Raw genomic sequence first — 15,449 nt, forward strand, 5'->3', positions numbered from 1 at the left:
TATTCATAAGGTTTTGATGGTCGCGGGTTCGCCCGTGACCACATTTTGACTAAGAAAAGTCATTCAAAAAAGTCACAAGAATAATTGAAAATTATCCTTGTGACCTTTTGAAGGATGTTTCCGAAAGTACTTGTTACTTTTCCGGAGGCATCCTTTTTCATTTTATTGATTCCATCTAAAGAACATATAATAGAAAACTAGAAGCCCTTACATTGGTTTCAAGAGGGAAAGAGTTATTGGTGAATTGGTGTTCTCATATGGGATTGTCCCTTTCCTTTATTATGAGAATTCGTGGTTGATTTTTTCGAGGAACGTTCTGAGTTGAAAAGAGCATGATTTTACCAAAGAGGTATTTAACATGCTCTTTGAAGGGGATCTTATGTTAGCTAAGTTTTATTTCACATAGATTGAATAGGGGCAATATTTCTTACAGAGTAAGAAAGCATTCCTTGATTTAAGTAAAAATGAAGATCGGACAATATTATGAAGCGAGATGTCCGAAGTATGAGAGAAAGACCCTTTAATAGATTAAGTAAAACTTTAATACTAATTTTTGCGAGGTGTAACATGAATGGTATTCTTTTACTCCCGTTTTTTATAGCGGGTATGTTTGCAGTATTTCTTATTGTTGTTGTTCGAATGAACAAAAATAAAAAATAACGTCTATTAACAGATAGGTTTTCTCCTCTCTGTTTTTTTAAGGCCCCTTTATGAGGCATGTATTTTTTTGTGGAAATTCACTTTATATGTTCTTTAACTATAGTGCAAATCCATAATAGACTAGATATGTTGTGACTGATTAATAAAATGATATGATTATCCCTATTTAATTTGGTAACCTTCTTTTGTTATAAACGTGTGTTTTACATGGGAAAGCGGACATAATATCTATAGAGAGAAAGGCTTGAGACTTAGTAGGACCGTGTTTTCAAAGAAATTTTTTCGTAGAGGCTCCTAGTTAAACGACGTGGGATACGAATTAAACACCAATAAAGTATCCTTTTAAAAAATAGCGAAATCTGTTTAAATTTAAATATGGTTTACAGATACGGGGAAAGTGCAGGAGATTTAATCGCTTTAATTATTCTAAATGACAAAAAAGTAAATATTCACTACATAAATGCATCCAATTTGGGTGCTTTTTATTTATGTCAACAAGTATTTTATGGATCTGAGTCAAATTTTCGGACACAAAAAAGTTAGTTCACTTTAATACCTATGCTCGAAGAAAACTTGTTTTATTTTGACGCTTGACAGGGTCCCTCCGCGGGCATGATTCTGTTGCCGAGAAACCAGATGCTCCGACATCGGCATCGCCAAAGGAGGCTATCATGCCCGCTACTCCCTATAAAGCTTGATTCACACATGTTAGAGAGTCGCTATGCGCATGCCCGAATGCTGTCTTCTACTTCTTGTGGAGTTCGATACCCGATACTTCCATGGATTCTTTTTCGATTGTACCAGCCTTCAATATATTGAAATAAAGCCATGTTAGCCGATTGATAGTTCAGGTATTTAACTTGATGGACTTCTTCTTTTTTCAAAATGGCGTGAAATGATTCAATACAAGCATTATCATATGGGCAACCTTACGGCTAAATGAATGTTTGATCCCCTTGGAACGGATGGATTCTGCAAATTCTTCACTTGTATATTGAGAGCCTAAATCCGAATGAAAGATGAGGCTCCTTTTTAGGAGATTGCGTTTCATACGCATGATTCAGTGCTTTTATCACTAGGTCTGTCGTCATCGTTTTTGAAAAGGCATAACCTATGATTTTCTTAGAATGTAAATCCATCACTGAAGCTAAGTAGCACCAACCATCTTTAATCGTATGGATATACGTAATATCTCCCACCCATTTTTCATTAATCGTTGTGGTGGTAAAGTCTCGGTTTAATAAGTTTCCTTGTTCTGTTACTTGGTGCTGACTAGTATAAGGGCGATATTTCCTTTGTATAATGGAGCGGATTCCAACTTTTTTCATTAGCCTTTGAACTCTTTTTAGACTCACGGAAAATCCTTTTTTTTCGAGTTCCATATGAATTTTGGGTGCTCCGTACCGTTTTTTACTATCTGTATGAATTTCTATCATTTCTTTGGTTAGTTCCTTGTTCTCACGATCACGATTAGACTCTGTTTCATGTAGTGATTGATAATACGTACTTCTTGGAATATCTAAGACTTCACACAGTGCTTGTATAGGGTGTTGATCTTTATACTTTTCAATCGTAGCGGCTAACTCAGTTTTACTTACTTTTTCGCGAATATGGCCATAGCCTTTTTTAATATTTCATTCTCCTCCTGAAGGCGGCGCATTTGTTTTTTTAATTGGATTAAATCGTCCGTCGTAACGGTCGAACCATCTTCTAAATCGATTGGAGAGAATCGTTTAATCCATTTATAAATCGTTACTTCAGACACGCCATATTCGCTACTTAGATTGCTTACTGAGTTGCCAGAATGATAAAGATTAACCACCGTTTTTTTGAAGTCTTCATTGAATTTTTTATTAACACCTTGGTTACCCATCAAGGACACATCCTTTCGTTTTTTATTATAGTCAATAATTAGAAAGCTTAACTAAGGTGTGTCCATGAAACTATACTAGCATCCTTACTTAGGTGTTAGTGGAATTTATGAGCGAATACTACGAACTATGGACAGGTATCTAAGCAAATGTTAAACCTCATGCATTAACTATATTACAGGTTGAAGATGTCTTATCATGGATATTTATGCCCTGACATCAAATAAGAGGAGGGGATTTAATGAAAAAAGAAAATGCTATAAAAATATCTTTGGGGAAAATATGAATAAACCACTATTCTCTAACAATTTACCTTTCCTTTTTCTTTGTAGTGCAAAATGTGGTTCAACAAGTTTAACGAAATGGTATATTGCTCAAATGGGACAATTGGGGGTTGTGAAATCTCCAAATTATTATCGTTATTTAACAGTCAATCAAGATGAAGTGATAAAGAGTTTACAAAAAGAAGAGAAAAAGGTATATAAATTAACTCGCAAACCTTATTCCAGAATGGTCAGTTGTTTTTTTCATATTATTAGGCACCCTGTATTATGGGAGGAAACAGGCATTAACGGAGAAAAGGGTCTTTCATTTATAAAATTTCTGAATGAGCTTTCAAAGAAAGATTTAAGACGTGGAGTAGCTAATGGACATATTGCCCACCAATATATTGAGGGTGAAAAATGGTTGATAGATCAGTATATAACCTTAGAAAACTTATCAAGTGAGCTGCGCCAAATTGAGATTATGCACAACTTGAAACATGTTCCTATTGAAGATTTAAATAATAGAATTAAATATGGAGACAGCGAAAAAGAAATAGATGAAAACCTTTCAGATACTGTTTTTGAAAAGGATCAAGTAACAAAAGAGATCAAGATTTTTAGTCATAAAGCCTTTTACAGTAAAGAGGCAAAAGAACTAGTCGATCATTTATATAGTATTGATTTCGAAAGGTACAATTATAAAAAGAACTTAGTTTAGTGTTATGTGGATGAGGGTTAAAAACAACCCTCTATTCGTTTAAATAGCCAATATTAAGGACGGCCCGACTTTTTATCCAATTTTATTTTAAGTGCGTGTTCAAAAAGTAGGGAAAAAGGACGCTGAAGAACAAGGCGGTCTGCTTAATGAACACAGGCTAAGTACAGCCACGTCCTGTGGCAACGCCTGCGCTAGCCCGTCCTGGGCGTCGAAGCACTCACAGTGTACGTACAGTATGGTTCACGGGCTAAGAACGTCCCCATCCTAGGGACAACACCCGTGCTAGCCAATCCTGGCGTCGGAGTGTCGGAAAAGCAAACCAACAACGTTATTCAACCGACATTTAATGAACATCATCTAAGTACAGCCACGTCCTGTGGCTAACGATGATGCTTGGCCATCCAGGCCATCGTAGGACTTTTTGAACAACCTCTTTAAGTTCAATATCTTCGTATTCCTCTTCATCGTAAGGTTCTATTTTCAAGATCATTATAATCTATTCAATTTCTTCTATGTTTTTCTCTTCCGTTTCGATAAAACTCCAATATAACTTATCGAATGCTCTTGTTTTATACCTTCCCAAAATGCCTTCTTTGAATTCGTAACCTACATATGCGGTTTTATTATAAATTTTTGGTGATAGAGGGATAGCAAGAAAAAGATGCCCTTTATATTGAAAAAATAGACCAATTGGTCTAAAATAATCATATATACAATTAGGGGGGAACGAGAGATGAAAAAAATCCTAGTTGCTGGTGCTACTGGATACTTAGGAAGGTATTTAGTTAAATCGTTTAAGGAGAAGGGGTACTATGTGCGAGTGTTAGTAAGGGATGAACAAAAGTTATCGAAACAGGGTTCTTTTTTGGAGCCAAAAGTGAACGAGTATGTAGACGAAGTTTTTATCGGTGATGTGACAAAACCTGAATCGATAAAAGGAGTTTGTCATGGAATGGACATGGTTTGCTCCTCTATAGGCTTAACAAGACAGAAAGGTAAACAATCTTTTCACGAGGTAGACTACTTAGGAAATCTTCATTTATTACTTGAAGCAAAATCGGCAAAAGTTGAAAAATTTATGTATATACATGTATTTGGAGCTGAAAAAGTAAACAATCCACTTATTCAAAAAAAATCTTCCTTTGTTAACAGGTTAAAAGAATCAACGATTAATTATGTCATTATTAAACCAACAGGGTATTTTTCTGACATCAGTGAAATTTTAAAGATGGCTCAGAGAGGAAGAGTTTTTTTAATCGGTGATGGCAAAAAAAAAATTAAATCCTATTCACGGTGCTGATCTTGCAGAATATTGTGTGAGAGAAATGTCAAATGAATCAAACAGAGAGTTAGAAATAGGTGGGCCAACTGTCTTTAAACATCAAGATATTGCAGAACTGGCTTTTCAATTACTTGACAAGAAACCAAAGTTTTTTCACATCCCTCCTTTCTTGTTATTATTAAGTTTAAGGGTTGTTAAAATTTTCAATAAGAAGTATTATGATATCGGGATGTTTTTCCATGATGGGATGACTCAAAATATGATAGCCCCAACATATGGTTCCAGAAATATCAGCTCTTTTTTTAATGAGTATTTAGACGCTCAACAAGGCGATGGGAAATAAAGATAAAGGAATGATCAAGATTGGTCACCCAAAAAGGTGAAAAAACGAAAGAACAAATAATGAAAGCAACCGTATCGTTTATTATGAATAATGGAATTGAAAACATTGGGATTAACAAAGTAATAAAAGAAGCTCATGTTAGTAAGGGGAGCTTTTATCATTACTTTTCAAATATAAATGATTTAATGAAGGAAGTAGCGATTTATACATTTGAAAATACTTTGAGTGGTTTTTATATTCATGAGACGGATACGGTTGAAGACCTTGTCAGAGGTTTGGGGGAGTATATTTATCATTCTGTCCAGGTTGATAAAGGAAGATATTATATCCTTTTTCTATGTATTAGCAAAAGTTTTTTTGATGATGGTTTAAAGGAGTCTTTCCAATCAATCTTCAGACAATTGGTACAAGAAAATTTGGTTGCAAAGCAAATAATGAAAATAAACCATGATGAAAAGAAAGAAACGGTTATAAAAAAGCTACAAGGTTTAGATATGATTGCGTTAGGTTTTATCATTCATTGCCAATTATTTGATGGTGACCAAGAGCATCTACTATCTGTTTGGAGCAAAATAACAAGAGATCTATATACGGACTAATGACAAAAAGGCATGGCCTAGTTGAACCATACCAAAATAAATTAGTGAAAATTTAGTCTGATTTTCTAGATTTCAGGATATATTATTTTATTAAAAAAGATGATATTGTACGTTTTTTATCAATATCAGATTGTTTTAAAAACAATCGCAGTCATTACATCCGATGAAATTTAAATAAACAATAGCTTCCGCAATTAAAATTTCCCTGTCACATTCATCCGTTGATAGGGTGAATTCAGCAAAACTGCGTTCTACTTCATAGCATGGTGTGCATGGAGGTTCAGCATCACATGTGAACGTTAATGTTTGATTTACACATGTAGTCGTACTACAACTTACGGCACATCCAGTTTCAGTTCCATTTCTAGTATCATTAGGAACAATACTTCCAACACTTGCAAGCATTCTAGCGCAACCCACTAGCTTAACGGCCTGAACGTCTACAGAGCAACTGATTTCTGTCCCATCACCACAAGGATTAGGAATGGTATTAAGGGTTGTATTTTCTAAACAACAGCTTAAATCACTAAAATCAAAACAAAAATTAGTGAATGGTTCGTCAAATGAAAGAGAAAAACCATCAGGGACAGTTGCTATACAACAAAAGAAAATGGTATTGGAACAATCTTCATTCTCAGAACGTGTTACTTCAAATGGTTCAATCTGCTGACCATTTTTATCTAAATAAATTTCGCTTATTTTCCTCTTAGTCATGCTCTAGGCTCCTTTTATTTTGAGTTCTCTATATCGTATTCTTTTTCCTTATATAGTGAGTGGACTTATATCCTTGCTAAAGAGCCTATTTTAAATACATTATTTGAAAGACCTTTCCTTAAAAACAATCACACTCGTCACAGCCAATAAATTCTAAAAAGGCACAAGATTCAACAACTAAAATTTGTCTCCCGCACTCATCCTCAGATAAGAAAAACTCATTGATAGAAGAAGTTACCTGGAAACAAGGTCTACAAGGAGGTTCAGAATCACAAGTGTAATTAAGCGTTTGGTTCACACATGTAGTGGTACTGCAACTAACGGTACATTGATTTCCTAATCCTGTATCTGCGGTAAGCGGACCAGCGCTAGCGACCATTCTAGCACACCCAACAAGCTTAACGGCTTGCACTTCTATTGAACAACTAATTTCAGTACCGTCCCCACAAGGATTAGGAATAGTATCAAGAACAGTAGTCTCTAAGCAACAATTTACGTCACTAAAATCCCAGCAAATGGATGTTAAAGTTTCATCGAAATCTTCAGATAAAGAAAAACCATCAGGAACTGTAGCTATACAACAAAAAGTTACGGTATTTTCACAATCCCCACTTCCAGTTGGTCCAGTTGGTCCCTCACTAGGATAAAAGTCTAATAAGTTCATATCTTCAGGATTTATTTTCTCACCATTCTTATCAATGTATATTTCATACACTTTTCTTTTTGTCATTTTTTTACTCCTTTTTAGAAAATTAAATTCCATATATATTATTCTTTGTCTTAATTATGTGACTAGGCGGTTATCCCAGGCTTACTAATAAATTGAGCCCTTTTTTTACTGATATTGCAATTAGGAATATATCCGATTGTGCAGAGCGAATTGGTGAGGCAATCGATATAAACCAGCTTCTATGATGGTCTCTAAACTGGGTCAAGATATAGATAATAAACGGTCAAGGATTTACGGAAGCTTTAAAGGGGTTTGTTTTAGCGGCTATCTTAAATGAACCTTTGTTATTGGTGGAAAATAATGGTGTACCAGAATAAATGATGGAAATATTAACTTCAAACGATTTTATTTATCATGTATTTGTTGGAGGAACACCTGTTATTCGTTCCCAATTTGTTGGATGTTTCAAATAATGCAACTAGCTTTAAAAGGGGAGCATTATTGGAGCCTTACTTTTAATACACGGAGGAAAAAATAGATTAGTTGTTTGCACTATGAATAGCCTCTCCATATAATGAAGCTAAGAGACAAAGGAGAGGAATGAATACATAAAGATGAAAAGAGATATTAAATCATATTTTGAACTTTTTTTGATTTCATTACGTTTAGGGCTAACTTCTTTCGGTGGGCCCGTTGCACATTTAGGTTATTTTCATGAAGAGTACGTTCGGAAAAGGAAATGGATGGATGAAAAAGGCTACGCTGATTTAGTGGCGTTAGCGCAATTTCTACCTGGTCCCGCAAGTAGTCAGGTTGGAATAGGGATTGGTGTCATTCGTGCAGGAGTTTTAGGAGGATTCATTTCCTTTCTTGGTTTTACTCTTCCATCAGCTCTTGCTTTAATTATTTTTGCTCTAGTGATACAAGGAACAGGCTTAGTAGAAGCAGGTTGGATCAATGGATTGAAAATAGTTGCCGTAGTAGTAGTTGCTCATGCCATTATCGGAATGGGAAAAAAGTTAACGCCCGATTTACAGAGGAAAACGATTGCGTTAGTTGCGTTAGTTGTGACCCTTGTTTGGCAGTCAGCCTTTACCCAAGTTACTGTGATTATCATCGCTGCTATCATTGGTGTAATGATGTTTCAAAAAGTGAAGCATGAGCAGAATGAAAGGATGAACTTTCCAATTTCTCGCAGGTTTGCTTTGGGGAGCATTGGTCTTTTCATAGCGCTACTCATATTCTTACCGATTGTAAATGAACTTACTTCTTCTAAATGGATTGCTTTATTTGATCAATTTTATCGTTCAGGAGCACTCGTTTTTGGAGGAGGACATGTTGTTTTACCTCTTCTTCAACAGGAATTTGTCGCGACTGGTTGGTTGACAGAACAACAATTTTTAACTGGTTATGGTGCGGCTCAAGCTGTTCCAGGACCACTTTTTACTTTTGCAGCTTATATCGGTGCAGTCGTAGGCGGTTGGCAAGGTGGACTCCTAGGAATCGTGGCTATTTTCTTACCAGCATTTCTATTAATTTTTGCAGCATTACCCTTCTGGAATTCTCTTCGTCAAAACCCTAAAATGAAAGGGGCATTAATGGGTGTCAATGCCGCCGTTGTAGGGATTTTAATTTCAGCTTTTTACCAACCGATCTTTACTAGTTCAATCAAATCTCCAATTGATTTTGCTTTAGCTGCCATTCTCTTTACGTTACTTGTTTATTATAAAATGGCTCCATGGATCATTGTTTTGTTAGGTGCAGTAGGTGGTTTTTTAATTGGATTATGATAAAGGAGGAAAATGATTAGAAGAATGTGTAGCCTGTTTCCCAGAAGAGGGACAGGCTATTATTAATCTCTTATTCGTTTAAACTTTTTATTGTACGTTTTTCTTTTACATGTTTTAAAGAGGCTACAATTAAAAAGCTCACGATAACGAGTAATAACCAGGAACTAATCTTTCCTATATGGACGATTTCCCATTGCTGTTGTTGATTTGGATACTGCCAAGCGCTGAAGTAAGTCGCAATATTTTCAGCAATCCAAATGAAAAACCCAATTAAAACAAATGATAATGCTAAAGGCATTGAATACGATCGTTTATTGACTGTAAAATAAACGAATGTTTTAAAGAAAATCAATAGTGTCAATATCTTTAAAATCCATCGAAAATCGTATAGGTAATGGTGTGTATAGAAGTTGAAATAAATACTGGCACTAAGGATGACAACCATCCAGGTCGGTGGCCAATTGGACAATTTCAAATGCAATCTTCTCCATGCTTGACACATATAACTAGCGACACTTGCATACATAAAGCCGCTATATAAAGGCACTCCCCGAATTTTTGTGACTGCTTCTTCAGGATAACTCCATGACCCCATATGAACTTTATAAATCTCTAAGGCAAGTCCGATGAGATGAAAGACACAAATAACTTTTAGCTCATCTACCGTTTCCATTTTAGTGATAACCATTAACACTTGTGTAATAAGGAAAATAATCAGTATTAGGTCGTATCGTGCTATGTAAGGAATATCTATGAACTTCGTTACTGCAAGGGTCAGGAAAATGACGACTGGAAAAAGACAAGATTTTGCTTGCTCAATGCCAAAAATAATAAAAGACTTCATAAATTCACCCTTATAATTTTTTATTATAAGTGTCAAATTATATAGCTTATTTGATTTGATAAAGTAACAAAATAGATACAAAACAGAAAGTCCTTTGTAGTTACAGGGTAAATCTGAAATTGATATAAAAGAACAACTCACAGCAAACCCCCATAACATAAAGAAAAGCGAAAGAAATGGGGGATGAAATTGATCGATCAAGATAGATTACTTGTGGAGATGAGAAGACGTGTGAAAGAGATCCAAAGTAAACAGTCATCCAATGGTGCATGGTATTTATGTTGTGATTCGGGTGTATTGTATAACGCGTTTTTTCTTATCACCCTTCGGTCGGTACGTGATCAGGATGAGAAGTTTATAAAAAATTTGGCAGAATATATTTATAGCAAGCAAAATGATAATGGAGCTTGGAAGCTTTATGAGGATGAAAGCCCTGGTAATATTACGACAACGGCTTCAGCATATAATGCCCTTTTATATTCAGGTTACTTTAAAAAAAGTGATCTCAATATGAAAAAAGCGGAACAGCAAATCTTATCAATGGGTGGAATAGAAAAGGTTCATTTTTTAGCAAAAGGCTTGTTTTCGGTAAATGGACAATATAATTGGAAACTGCCTGTCCCGATCTATACCATTCTCCTACCTCAATATGCACCGCTAAACTTTTTTGATTTAAGCTGCTATGCAAGAGTTCACTTTGCTCCATTAATGGTCTTTGCAAACTTAAACTACTCTATACAAACGGAGTTCACTCCAGATTTATCAAACTTAATCATATCTTCTAGGAATATAAAAAAGTCTTCCCCATCTAATATTAAACGATTGAAAAATCCCATTCGAAAAAAAGCTCTTCTACAATTAGAAAAGTTCATGATAGACAGAACAGAGGAAGATGGTACGCTTTATAATTACGCTTCTGCGACAATTTTAATGATTTATAGTTTGTTAGCACTCGGTTATCATCGAAAGGATCGTATTATCCGAAAACCAATCGAATCCTTGAAAAAATACGCTTGTGATTTAAAGGGTTATAAAGTGATTCAAAATACGCCATCTACTAATTGGGATACAGCATTACTATCCTATAGTTTACAAGAATTGGCTGTACCTGAGGCTGATTTGACTATAAAAAAATCAGTGGACTACTTAGTCAACCAGCAACATATGAAAAAGACGGATTGGTCTATTCATAATCAAAATGTCCTTCCAGGAGGATGGGGGTTTGCAGAAGAGAATACGAAGCATCCAGATATTGATGATACGACAGCTGCACTACGCGCTCTAAACCATCAATCAAAAAAAGACCCGGAAATCGATCGAATATGGAAAAAAGGGTTGCATTGGGTCATCTCGATGCAAAATGACGATGGAGGATGGGCTGCTTTTGAAAAAAATGTGGATCACTTTTTCATCGCCCGCCTACCAATTGAAAATGTGAAAGATGGGGCATTAGATGCTTCTTCGGCTGATTTAACGGGGAGAACGCTAGAGTTTTTAGGAAATTATGCAGGCTATAAAAAGGATGATTTCCCCATAATGAAAGCCATTAAGTGGTTAATACGGAACCAAGAAAAGGATGGTTCTTGGTATGGGAAATGGGGAGTTAGTTATATTTATGGAACCTGGACTGCAATAACCGGGTTATGTGCAGTCGGCATGTCTATTGACAATCCTTGCGTAAGAAAAGCAAACGATTGGCTTTTGTCTATCCAACAAACGGATGGTGGTTGGGGTGAATCTTGTTCTTCTTCTGTTAATAGGAAATATAAAAGCCTTTCAAATAGTACAGTGTCACAGACTGCATGGGCATTAGACAGTTTAATCGCGATTCACCCTACTCCAACGAATGAAATTGAAAAAGGAATCCAGCTTTTATTAAGGAACACCTTGAATAACAGTTATCCAACAGGTACTGGCTTTCCGAATCTAACGTATTTCAGGTATTATAGTTATCAAGAAATCTATCCTTTATTAACCTTAAGTCATTATTATCATAAATACATTAAACCTTAATTTATGATTCAGGAGTGCAAACGTAAATCATATTGTGGCTTTCTTTTTCCAAAGGTCTCTTATCCCAATCACCATAGCAATGAAGAATGTTGAATCCATTATGTTTTAATGTACGTTCCATTTCTTGTGGGAAGACATAACGTAAACGAATTGCTTTTGTTCTTTGGAAACCCCGATCATTTTTATGTTTTTCTTCACATGTTTGAATTTGTGTTAATGGGTCATATGAATCTGTCGTATATACCTCCACTTTTTGTTTCGTCTTTGAGTCGATGTAAGAACGCCAATACTCTTCCTTATTACTTGATGGGAGAAGCTCCTCTGCATTTGGGAAACGGGTGCCGAAAATGAAAACTCCCCCACTTGCTAAATGTTTTCGAACCGATGTTAATAGTTCGTTTTGGGCTTGATTCGTTAAAAAATGTTGAAATGAGTTTCCAACCATATAGATAAGAGGACTTTTCAGCTTTAAATGTAGCTTTGTGCAATCTTGTTCTATCCATTGAATGGATAGATTTGCTTTCTTTGCTTTCTGATTAGCAAAGCCCAGCATTCCTTGATGAATATCAACACCGATTAACTCGTAGCCTTGCTTGGCTAACGGGATGGTTACTCTTCCCGTTCCACATGCTAGGTCGATTATGGGACCTTTTTTGATTTTTTGTCCCCATTCTTCTATAAGAGGAATGTCTTTTGTATATTGATTGTTTTCATCGTCGTATTGAATTGGATCTTCGTAAACTTGTAAGTTATTATTCATTTAAACCTCCTAATAAACTCATGAAAAGGACCTGTAACGATTTGAACACCTTGATCATGATAAAAGGTAGTCGTATTTTCAAAATCAAAGTATTCTTGTGAAGGTGCATAAATGTAAATAGTCTTCTTTAGAGCGAGAGCCATTCCTAGTTCAACGTGGCTGCCAATTCCACCAGGAAGGAGTAGAATAAACAGGTCACAATCAAGAACTGCCTGCTTTTCTGCTTCTCCTATTTCTGTTAAGGCTTTTAACGAGTTGGCCCGCTGATTTTTTGTCCAGTCGTACGTATGAAAATGACCGTTCTCTTTAAGGATAGAAGAAAGCTCTATCACTTGTTGTTTATTTTGAAAGCTAGATGCGATGTAAAACTTCATCAAAATCACCTCTACCTATAAAATATAGTAAAATTACTAGTAATGTCCATAGGAAAGAAGGAACAGTTAATGACCATAAAGGAATTGAATTATTTTTTGAATAATCACTTTGATGATTTAGTCCTCCGTCCACCATTGTTTCATCTTTGGGACATTGGAATTCGCTTCGATATTGCTGATTCTTCCTTAGATTTTTTTGAAGAAAAAAATATCTCTCAAATGTATAAAAGAACATTAACGTTGCATAAAACTTCACAATAAAAATCAAGCAGCTTTTGATTCGCAAATACTATTAATAACTGAATTTTCCGTCTTTTTAAAATTAAAAAAAGATAACCTCTGCATCAAGTAGCCTTTATCCATATTTTTAAATAATTATACTTTTATTATGAAAAATGCACAAAAAGAGGTTCGCCTGTTGGCTCGTCTAAAAAGTCCACCTCCCCTCTAAGTACTTGTTGCTCGAGCATCCTGTATTCTACTTCCCAATTTTGCTTCCTTCGTCCTATGGAGGTTCTGGTTTTTTCTTTGAACAGCGCTTTAACAAATGTATGAAACGGCTGATATAATAAGGTTTCCAGTCTTCTCTTAAAGGTTAGTAGCGAACCGTCATCATTTAAGGAAAGCTTCAGTAATACCTCTAGGCAATACGTAATAAGAGCGATCCAAATTTGATTATAAACGGCGTTTGGACTCTTTCCATAAAAAGAGGTGATGTTAAGATGTTGCTTCATCCATTTGAAAAAGTTTCGATTTTCCAACGATATCGATAAAGGTCACCGATTTCTTTTGCGGTTAAGTCAAAACAACTTGTAATGAGGATAACTTCATTACCTTCACGATCCTTTGTTTTGATTAAACGAACCGTGTGCATCATCTTTGTCCCTGTTTGTTCACCGCCAAGATACACTTCAGCGTCTTGAAAAATGAGATTTTCGGGATCCGGCACTTGTTCATTTAAATACTCGATTTTGGCGTTCTTCTTTAACCTTGTAATAAATCGAATGTCTTTAAAACAATAGTGATCAAGCTGTTTATAATCCATATACCCACGATCAAAAAGATAAAGGCAATCAGGGTCTAATTCCACTAACGAATCCATCTTAGAACGATCAGAATGGTTCGCAGGAGATAACACGACCTCATCTGGAATGGTCATTTCTTTTGTCACAACGACTTTAAGATGCAGCTTAATACCGGCTTTTGTTTTTCGAAACGTGGCCCATGGATACTGAGATAGAGACATGGTCATCGTAGAAGAATCGATCACATGTAAACGACTGATCTCTCGAATAATAGGCTTGTTTTTTAATCGAGAGTGAATTTTCATCAAAAGGTGGCGAAAAACCTTTTCAAAAACAGAAGAAGGAATGGCTTTAAGCCTTCTGGATAATTGAGAAGTACTAATGGAATCAAGTTTGATCATTTCCTGCAGTTGTTTCTCGTCTTCTAAATAAAGAGAAACATGGGTTAAACTTTCAATCTCTCGAATATGAGCAACAATGGAAATCTGAAATAAACAGTAGGTCGTCAGTTTCTTTATGTACTTATCTAAATTGTGAACGTTGGTTATTTTTTTAAACGTATCTTCATCTAAAAATTCTAGTAGTTTATTTAAAGTAGGATGTGTGCTACAATTGTCCATGCTTGTTTCCTTTATAGTTTGGATTTGGACATGTGCTACTTGTTCTCCAAATTATAAAGGATTTTTTTATACCTAAAAAGACTTGTATTTTCCATAATTTCAATAATATTTAAGTTTTTTCTTTCAATAAAGGTATTGACATTTTGAAAAATAGTTAATGCAAAGCTAATGATAAAAGAAGAATGCAGTTATTTCATCAATCATTTTCCAATGAGGATCAAATTTTGTTTGTAACAGATGTTCATAGTGAAGAAGCTATTCCTCTAAAAAAACCATTAAATGTTTACAGAAAATATATAAGTGCGTGTTCAAAAAGTAGGGAAAAAGGACGCTGAAGAACGAGGCGGTGTAGCTTTGAGCACTCACAGTGTACGTTCTTGGTACATGAGGAGCGGAAAAGCAAACCAACAAAGTTATTCAACCGACATTTTTTTAGGACTTTTTGAACAACCTCTATAAAAGATAAAAATTTGCTATATGGGTTACAACATACACATATACCAAGTGTTTTTCAACATGATAAAGTCGGTTATGAAGATTATTGGACGAACCGATTTGTTCTTCGCTGTCTGAAAGGTGATTTTCGATATGCTCGTCTTTTGGAAGCTATTTGCTATAAAGATTTTGGATTCAATCATCGAATATTGAAATCAGTACCAAAACATAGTTGTTCCTCTTATGATGTTTATTTCATTAATCTAAGTAAAAAACGAATCTTTCATCTTTATGACGATCGTGGTTGTGACATCATCGCAACGAATACGGGGGCAATCAGGCCAATTTATGTGAAGTTCTATCGTTGGATACACGAATATGATCGAGAAAAAATAGACAATTTGTTTTTAAGTTGACAGAGATCCTGTCATCTTATATAATAATCTTGAATTCAAGATATATATG

General features: G+C 35.3%; 16 protein-coding genes and 1 pseudogene. 8 read left to right on the forward strand and 9 right to left on the reverse strand.

Annotated elements, in window-relative coordinates; genetic code table 11:
• Positions 1-1,379 precede the first annotated feature (1,379 nt).
• A pseudogene (locus LC087_RS15690) lies at positions 1,380-2,533 on the reverse strand (IS3 family transposase).
• A 280-nt stretch (positions 2,534-2,813) separates the two neighbouring features.
• On the opposite strand from LC087_RS15690, the gene LC087_RS15695 reads away from it, so the two are divergent.
• Positions 2,814-3,515 carry a sulfotransferase family 2 domain-containing protein gene (locus tag LC087_RS15695; protein ID WP_226543285.1) on the forward strand — a complete coding sequence of 234 codons (702 nt, stop codon included), beginning with the start codon at positions 2,814-2,816 and terminating at the stop codon, positions 3,513-3,515.
• 343 nt (positions 3,516-3,858) lie between these two features.
• Here the strand turns inward: LC087_RS15695 and LC087_RS15700 are convergent, their stop codons facing one another.
• On the reverse strand, positions 3,859-4,005 hold the full coding sequence (locus LC087_RS15700; RefSeq protein WP_226543283.1) for a hypothetical protein: 147 nt from the start codon (positions 4,003-4,005) through the stop codon (positions 3,859-3,861).
• Positions 4,006-4,248: 243 nt separating this feature from the next.
• Between LC087_RS15700 and LC087_RS15705 the strand changes: the two genes are divergently transcribed.
• Genes LC087_RS15705 through LC087_RS15715 form a run of 3 tightly spaced genes read left to right on the forward strand, consistent with a single transcriptional unit; the run spans position 4,249 to position 5,739 of the window.
• Complete coding sequence (locus LC087_RS15705) at positions 4,249-4,815, forward strand: SDR family oxidoreductase (protein WP_306019692.1); 567 nt, start codon at positions 4,249-4,251, stop codon at positions 4,813-4,815.
• On the forward strand, positions 4,778-5,140 hold the full coding sequence (locus LC087_RS15710; protein WP_306019693.1) for a hypothetical protein: 363 nt from the start codon (positions 4,778-4,780) through the stop codon (positions 5,138-5,140). The genes LC087_RS15705 and LC087_RS15710 overlap by 38 nt, the downstream gene beginning before the upstream one ends.
• A gap of 20 nt (positions 5,141-5,160) precedes the next feature.
• Entirely contained in the window at positions 5,161-5,739 is a 579-nt protein-coding gene (locus tag LC087_RS15715) for a TetR/AcrR family transcriptional regulator (protein WP_226543279.1), read from the forward strand.
• A 135-nt stretch (positions 5,740-5,874) separates the two neighbouring features.
• On the opposite strand, the gene LC087_RS15720 is transcribed toward LC087_RS15715, so the two are convergent.
• Both LC087_RS15720 and LC087_RS15725 read right to left on the reverse strand, forming a co-directional pair.
• Positions 5,875-6,453, reverse strand: a complete 579-nt coding sequence (locus LC087_RS15720) for a hypothetical protein (RefSeq protein ID WP_226543277.1) — start codon at positions 6,451-6,453, stop codon at positions 5,875-5,877.
• A gap of 118 nt (positions 6,454-6,571) precedes the next feature.
• Positions 6,572-7,183: a hypothetical protein gene (locus LC087_RS15725; RefSeq protein ID WP_226543275.1), complete on the reverse strand. Its 612-nt coding sequence runs from the start codon at positions 7,181-7,183 to the stop codon at positions 6,572-6,574.
• 554 nt (positions 7,184-7,737) lie between these two features.
• Between LC087_RS15725 and LC087_RS15730 the strand changes: the two genes are divergently transcribed.
• On the forward strand, positions 7,738-8,913 hold the full coding sequence (locus tag LC087_RS15730) for a chromate transporter (protein WP_226543273.1): 1,176 nt from the start codon (positions 7,738-7,740) through the stop codon (positions 8,911-8,913).
• A gap of 70 nt (positions 8,914-8,983) precedes the next feature.
• On the opposite strand, the gene LC087_RS15735 is transcribed toward LC087_RS15730, so the two are convergent.
• Positions 8,984-9,757 carry a DUF817 domain-containing protein gene (locus tag LC087_RS15735; protein ID WP_226543271.1) on the reverse strand — a complete coding sequence of 258 codons (774 nt, stop codon included), beginning with the start codon at positions 9,755-9,757 and terminating at the stop codon, positions 8,984-8,986.
• Positions 9,758-9,946: 189 nt separating this feature from the next.
• Here LC087_RS15735 and LC087_RS15740 point away from each other — a divergent pair, with 189 nt between their 5' ends.
• The gene (locus LC087_RS15740) at positions 9,947-11,770 is read left to right on the forward strand and encodes a terpene cyclase/mutase family protein (protein ID WP_226543270.1); all 1,824 of its coding nucleotides are present in this window, start codon (positions 9,947-9,949) and stop codon (positions 11,768-11,770) included.
• A gap of 1 nt (position 11,771) precedes the next feature.
• Here LC087_RS15740 and LC087_RS15745 read toward each other — a convergent pair whose 3' ends face one another.
• Both LC087_RS15745 and LC087_RS15750 read right to left on the reverse strand, forming a co-directional pair.
• Entirely contained in the window at positions 11,772-12,530 is a 759-nt protein-coding gene (locus LC087_RS15745; RefSeq protein WP_226543268.1) for a class I SAM-dependent methyltransferase, read from the reverse strand.
• Entirely contained in the window at positions 12,527-12,904 is a 378-nt protein-coding gene (locus tag LC087_RS15750) for a nucleoside 2-deoxyribosyltransferase (RefSeq protein WP_226543267.1), read from the reverse strand. Before LC087_RS15750 ends, LC087_RS15745 begins: the two co-directional genes overlap by 4 nt.
• A 69-nt stretch (positions 12,905-12,973) precedes the next feature.
• On the opposite strand from LC087_RS15750, the gene LC087_RS15755 reads away from it, so the two are divergent.
• The gene (locus LC087_RS15755) at positions 12,974-13,165 is read left to right on the forward strand and encodes a DUF3885 domain-containing protein (RefSeq protein ID WP_226543266.1); all 192 of its coding nucleotides are present in this window, start codon (positions 12,974-12,976) and stop codon (positions 13,163-13,165) included.
• 125 nt (positions 13,166-13,290) lie between these two features.
• Here the strand turns inward: LC087_RS15755 and LC087_RS15760 are convergent, their stop codons facing one another.
• On the reverse strand, positions 13,291-13,638 hold the full coding sequence (locus LC087_RS15760; protein ID WP_306019627.1) for a hypothetical protein: 348 nt from the start codon (positions 13,636-13,638) through the stop codon (positions 13,291-13,293).
• Positions 13,635-14,549, reverse strand: a complete 915-nt coding sequence (locus LC087_RS15765) for an IS4 family transposase (protein WP_306019628.1) — start codon at positions 14,547-14,549, stop codon at positions 13,635-13,637. Before LC087_RS15765 ends, LC087_RS15760 begins: the two co-directional genes overlap by 4 nt.
• A 455-nt stretch (positions 14,550-15,004) precedes the next feature.
• On the opposite strand from LC087_RS15765, the gene LC087_RS15770 reads away from it, so the two are divergent.
• The gene (locus LC087_RS15770) at positions 15,005-15,400 is read left to right on the forward strand and encodes a DUF3885 domain-containing protein (protein ID WP_443111816.1); all 396 of its coding nucleotides are present in this window, start codon (positions 15,005-15,007) and stop codon (positions 15,398-15,400) included.
• Positions 15,401-15,449 lie beyond the last annotated feature (49 nt).

Origin of the sequence: Bacillus carboniphilus, from assembly GCF_020524035.2 — a bacterium.
Classification (GTDB): Bacteria; Bacillota; Bacilli; order Bacillales; family JAIVKR01; genus Bacillus_CC.

What these genes read in the sequence shown, in the direction of transcription:
- LC087_RS15695 (WP_226543285.1), top strand. Translation starts at nt 2,814, where the DNA reads ATGAATAAACCACTATTCTCTAACAATTTACCTTTCCTTTTTCTTTGT.
- LC087_RS15700 (WP_226543283.1), bottom strand. Translation starts at nt 4,005, where the DNA reads ATGATCTTGAAAATAGAACCTTACGATGAAGAGGAATACGAAGATATT.
- LC087_RS15705 (WP_306019692.1), top strand. Translation starts at nt 4,249, where the DNA reads ATGAAAAAAATCCTAGTTGCTGGTGCTACTGGATACTTAGGAAGGTAT.
- LC087_RS15710 (WP_306019693.1), top strand. Translation starts at nt 4,778, where the DNA reads ATGGCAAAAAAAAAATTAAATCCTATTCACGGTGCTGATCTTGCAGAA.
- LC087_RS15720 (WP_226543277.1), bottom strand. Translation starts at nt 6,453, where the DNA reads ATGACTAAGAGGAAAATAAGCGAAATTTATTTAGATAAAAATGGTCAG.
- LC087_RS15725 (WP_226543275.1), bottom strand. Translation starts at nt 7,183, where the DNA reads ATGACAAAAAGAAAAGTGTATGAAATATACATTGATAAGAATGGTGAG.
- LC087_RS15730 (WP_226543273.1), top strand. Translation starts at nt 7,738, where the DNA reads ATGAAAAGAGATATTAAATCATATTTTGAACTTTTTTTGATTTCATTA.
- LC087_RS15735 (WP_226543271.1), bottom strand. Translation starts at nt 9,757, where the DNA reads ATGAAGTCTTTTATTATTTTTGGCATTGAGCAAGCAAAATCTTGTCTT.
- LC087_RS15745 (WP_226543268.1), bottom strand. Translation starts at nt 12,530, where the DNA reads ATGAATAATAACTTACAAGTTTACGAAGATCCAATTCAATACGACGAT.
- LC087_RS15750 (WP_226543267.1), bottom strand. Translation starts at nt 12,904, where the DNA reads ATGAAGTTTTACATCGCATCTAGCTTTCAAAATAAACAACAAGTGATA.
- LC087_RS15755 (WP_226543266.1), top strand. Translation starts at nt 12,974, where the DNA reads ATGACCATAAAGGAATTGAATTATTTTTTGAATAATCACTTTGATGAT.
- LC087_RS15760 (WP_306019627.1), bottom strand. Translation starts at nt 13,638, where the DNA reads ATGAAGCAACATCTTAACATCACCTCTTTTTATGGAAAGAGTCCAAAC.
- LC087_RS15765 (WP_306019628.1), bottom strand. Translation starts at nt 14,549, where the DNA reads ATGGACAATTGTAGCACACATCCTACTTTAAATAAACTACTAGAATTT.